At 43.9% G+C, this 4,371-nt stretch carries 4 protein-coding genes; 3 read left to right on the top strand and 1 reads right to left on the bottom strand.

What is annotated here, in order from left to right; genetic code table 11:
• Positions 1 to 261: 261 nt before the first annotated feature.
• Positions 262 to 459 carry a hypothetical protein gene (locus AC805_RS14470; RefSeq protein ID WP_055076073.1) on the bottom strand — a complete coding sequence of 66 codons (198 nt, stop codon included), beginning with the start codon at positions 457 to 459 and terminating at the stop codon, positions 262 to 264.
• Between the two features lie 322 nt (positions 460 to 781).
• Here AC805_RS14470 and AC805_RS14465 point away from each other — a divergent pair, with 322 nt between their 5' ends.
• From AC805_RS14465 to AC805_RS14455, 3 genes are all read left to right on the top strand, one after another.
• On the top strand, positions 782 to 2,470 hold the full coding sequence (locus AC805_RS14465; protein WP_055076072.1) for a DUF6930 domain-containing protein: 1,689 nt from the start codon (positions 782 to 784) through the stop codon (positions 2,468 to 2,470).
• Positions 2,471 to 2,594: 124 nt separating this feature from the next.
• Complete coding sequence (locus AC805_RS14460; RefSeq protein ID WP_055076071.1) at positions 2,595 to 3,647, top strand: thiamine phosphate synthase; 1,053 nt, start codon at positions 2,595 to 2,597, stop codon at positions 3,645 to 3,647.
• 150 nt (positions 3,648 to 3,797) lie between these two features.
• A partial coding sequence (locus AC805_RS14455) for a CDP-alcohol phosphatidyltransferase family protein (protein ID WP_055076070.1) occupies positions 3,798 to 4,371 on the top strand: 574 nt, incomplete at its 3' end.

Raw genomic sequence — 4,371 nt, 5'->3', positions numbered from 1 at the left:
AGCGCTGTTCCTCTCTTCTGGGTAATACGATTGACGGCAGATGACAACCGCAACACAGGATTAATACCAAATGACAAAATGGCTACGCCATTTTGTCATTTTAAAACCCTTACTGGGTTTAGTTTTCAATTCCCAAAAGTGTAGCCACACTTTTGGGAATTGGTATAATAGGGTTTCTATAGGGCAATACTTAATGATAATTTATCGAAAAATTGGGATTTAAAACCCATATTTTCGATAAAATTCAATTTAATCTATAGATTAATCTATGGAAATAGACTGGGGACCTTCATTTTTGCTGTCAGGAGAAGACACCGTAGCTGTTGCTCCTTGCTTTTCTAGCCAACCCTTTAAAGGATCTTGTTGGAGATCGAGCTTGAGAAAGCCCGAAACGAGTCCACCAAAAAAAGCAACGGGTTGTCCTAGTAACTCATTGAGAATCGGTTTTAGCTCGTCCATAAATGCAGGTATATATTTGGGGTGATGTTTGCAGATTGCTTAATGAGGATTGCTCATTAAAGTTTTGTTTGATTATCTGTTTGATTCACAGAAACATGAGAACGTGAGGTCTAAAAATCCTAAGTTTTAGGTCACGCTTAAAGCAATTGTAGCCCTAAAATCTGGAAAGTAGATGGTTAAACTACGCATTACTACGCATTTTCTAGCAAGTAATTCCTATAATTTATGATCAAATCTGGCAATTTATCGCCATATCATAGTTAAATCGATCAATGCACTCTTACAAATTTCCTAAGAGTGGCTAATCTAGAGAATATTTTCGATGACCACGCTAAACCGATCTACTCTTCGTCGCCTCAAAAAACTCAAGCAGTCATCTGCGGTTTGGGAAGGCGATCGCCGTTCCTTGCCCGCTAAAATCCGCCAACCGCAAGACTCTTCCAACATTATCCCCCTTCATGCCCATAGCGAAGAGTCTAAACCCCATTGTATTTTGTGGGTAGATGGTTCGCAGGGAATGGTGCGTTCTATGGATGTAGTTGATTCAGGCGTGGGGCAAGAAGCTTTTGTCCGTGCGTTGTTGCAGGCAATCGAGCATCCTCAAAGTCCAGCCCAGCCATCGCTGCCCCAAAAAATCCTCGTATGCGATCGCGAACTCCAGTTTTATTTGCGTGGTGTTCTGCAGGATTTAGATATTTCCGTCGAATATGTGGAACGCCTCCCCCTAATTGATGAAATTTTTTCCCATATTTTGGAAAGTTTCTCTGACAATCCGCCCATTGTCCCAGAGAGGTTTTCGTCAGCTTTACATAGTCAATCCGAGCAAATCTGGCGCAATGCCCCTTGGAATACTCTGTGGGATCATCAGGTGATTTCCCTTGAGATCGATCGCTGGGATATCGATACCCTATATGCGATCGTGATGGGCAAGATGGGCTTAGAGCAGGGTGTCATTTTTTATCGGTCTGAAGAGTCTTTAGTCAAGTTTCGCCATCGGATTGTTTCGGGCAGCTCTGAAGATGAAATCGAAGAGACTTTTTTACACCAAGATTGTTTGTTTAATCTCTTTGAAACACCAGATTTAGAAATGGAAGGCGATCTCCCCCCCTTTCCATTCCGTGGCAAAATGCGCTCTCTTCCCACGGCAACTACGCCAATGAAGCCGATCTATGGAGCGTTGCATCCCCTTGAAGGCGGCAGACCCTATCTTTATGACGAAGAAGCGATCGCTTTGACGGTGGCTCTTGAGGCTTTGAATAAATTTTGGGAACAGTACCATAAGCGCTTAAGTACGAGTTTTAGTAATCTTTCGGGAACCTATACCATTTATGCCCCAAACCCCGATAGTGATGCGGAAGAACCGATTAATGTCGTTGTCAAGACTATGCCCGATCTGGCTAATGAATTACATCAATTAGTCGTAGAAGAAGATGATGATGACGATGATGATTCTCCATTGATCAATGAGGATCTTTGGCCAGAAAATGCCCTAATCCATATGATGACCATTCCTTGGGAACAGGTGGAGTTCTTACGCAAAGCCTCTATTCATCATCAGCTCTCGGAAAGCATTTCCCCGATTTTAGGCAGCAAAAAGGGGGAAGGCTTGCCAGGACTAATGATCCAAACTTCGCGCCCCAAAGCATTGGAACTAATCGAGCAGATCGATGAGTTCAATGGCATTCATTCTCTATGCTTCAACCCAGCTGAGGATATTTTCGGCAATATTTGTCAGTTGGGCTTGATGGTGATGGGTAATGACGACCTCCATCTATTTGGAGAATTTGATAAGGCAACTCTCAGTGGCGAACATCATAAGCGCTGGAAGCAACGGACCAAAAATACCAAGGGTAATGTATGCGTGATCGTGGCGATGGGCATTACTGGAGCGTCACGCGGTAATCCCGCACCGCATCATATTCTGGGCTATTACGAAATTAAACTAATTGATGATAAAGAATTAGGGTTAGGTAAGTTACGGGCTGAACCCGCCTTTGATTTTGATTTCTAATTTTTAAGTAGCTAAGCATAATTAAAACCCTAAAACCTGCGGCGCAAGCTGCGCGTACGCCGCAGGTTTTAGGGTTTTATATTTAATTAAGCCCACTTACTTATGTCTCAACTATCTCAACTATATGTCTCAACAAATTGTTTACCGTATCCTCGATGCTAACCTCGATCGCGCCCGCGAGGCTCTCCGTACGATCGAAGAATGGTGTCGCTTTGGCTTAGAAAATGTCGATCTGTGCGATCGCTGCAAACAAATGCGTCAAGAATTAGCCCTATGGCATCGTGAAGATTTTCGTCTTGCCCGCAATACTCCTAACGATCCAGCCACGGGATTGAGCCATGCCAACGAAATTAGCCGCACTGATATCCAAGCTTTGCTTAGAGCCAACATGGGACGATTGCAAGAAGCACTAAGGGTTCTAGAGGAATACGGTAAAGTTATTGATCCAAACTTGGGCGCTGCCATGAAACAGCTGCGCTATCAGGTTTATACCCTCGAAAGCAATTTGCTCGAGCATGAAATAGCTAATGTCGGACAAATTCGCCGTCAAAAGTTGCAGGCTGCCAGTTTATACCTAGTCACGATGCCCGTTGATAACATTGTCTCGGTTGTTGAGTCAGCGTTACAAGGAGGGGTGCAGATCGTGCAATACCGTCAAAAAGAAGGCGAAGATAATGTTCGCTATCACATCGCCCAACAACTTTGTGAAGTCTGTCATAAATACGATGCTTTGTTTTTCGTGAACGATCGCGTCGATATTGCGATCGCCGTCGGAGCCGATGGCATTCATGTGGGACAAACCGATCTACCAGTTGCTACCGTACGCCAAATCTTAAACGCCCATGGCGGCGATGCCTCGCAATATATTATCGGACAATCCACCACCAATCCACAGGAATTAGCGATCGCGCTTAGCAATCGCGTGGATTATGTCGGTGTTGGACCAGTCCATGCCACGCCTACTAAGCCCACTAAGGCAGCCGCAGGTTATGATTACGTTAATTACGCGACGCAAAATATCGAGATTCCTTGGTTTGCGATCGGTGGCATTGACGAACGCAATTTAGAAGAAGCGATCGCCGTAGGAGCAAAACGGGTGGCAGTCGTACGCGCGCTCATGCAAGCCGAGCATCCCGATCGCGTGGCAAAACAAATGCGATCGTTACTCAGTCAATAAGTAATATCAAAGCTCAAAATGGCGTAGCCATTTTGAGCTTTGATATTACTTATTGGGTTTTGTTTTTAATTCACAAAAGTGTCGTCACACTTTCGTGAATTGGTATAACTCTACTTTCTCAAACAAACTTTAGCCAAAGATTAAGACCAAATGATCGCTCCAAAGGATATTCCCCAAATCTTAATCGGAATTCGTTTCGCCATTGCCCCTCTACTTCTTTTGGATGCCTCAGATCATCAAACTACCTGGGGATTTGTTGTGGGTTATGTAATTGCCATTCTCTCAGATATTTTTGATGGCATCATTGCCCGACGACTGGGCGTTAGTACCCCCAAGCTGAGACAGTTAGACAGTTGGGCAGATATCTGCCTGTTTGTAAGCGTTGCCATTAGTACTTGGTTGGTATATCCCCAAATTATTGTCGATTTTCGAGTTCCCTTATTATTGGCGATCGCGGCTCAGTTCACCCTGTTTACAATTAATCTCATCAAGTTTGGGAAACTCCCTAGTTTTCACACCTATACAGCTAAAATATGGGGATTAACGCTACTAATTGCCACAGTTTGTCTATTTGGCTTTGTCTACGCCTCAACTCTGTGGTTAGCGATCGCTTTCTGTTTGATTAATAGTATTGAAGAAATTGTGATGACTCTTCTCTTACCTTCGTGGCACTGTGATGTTTTGAGCATCTTTCATGCCTTAGACTTACGCAAAAGGTTAATAA

It is taken from the genome of Pseudanabaena sp. 'Roaring Creek' (genome assembly GCF_001402795.1).
Taxonomy (GTDB): domain Bacteria; phylum Cyanobacteriota; class Cyanobacteriia; order Pseudanabaenales; family Pseudanabaenaceae; genus Pseudanabaena.
Note: the sequence above shows the minus strand (reverse complement) of the source record. Positions and strands in the feature narration are given on the sequence as shown.

Bases quoted from the DNA above. Each gene is read 5' to 3' on its own strand.
- AC805_RS14470 (WP_055076073.1), bottom strand. From the start codon at position 459: ATGGACGAGCTAAAACCGATTCTCAATGAGTTACTAGGACAACCCGTT.
- AC805_RS14460 (WP_055076071.1), top strand. From the start codon at position 2,595: ATGTCTCAACAAATTGTTTACCGTATCCTCGATGCTAACCTCGATCGC.
- AC805_RS14465 (WP_055076072.1), top strand. From the start codon at position 782: ATGACCACGCTAAACCGATCTACTCTTCGTCGCCTCAAAAAACTCAAG.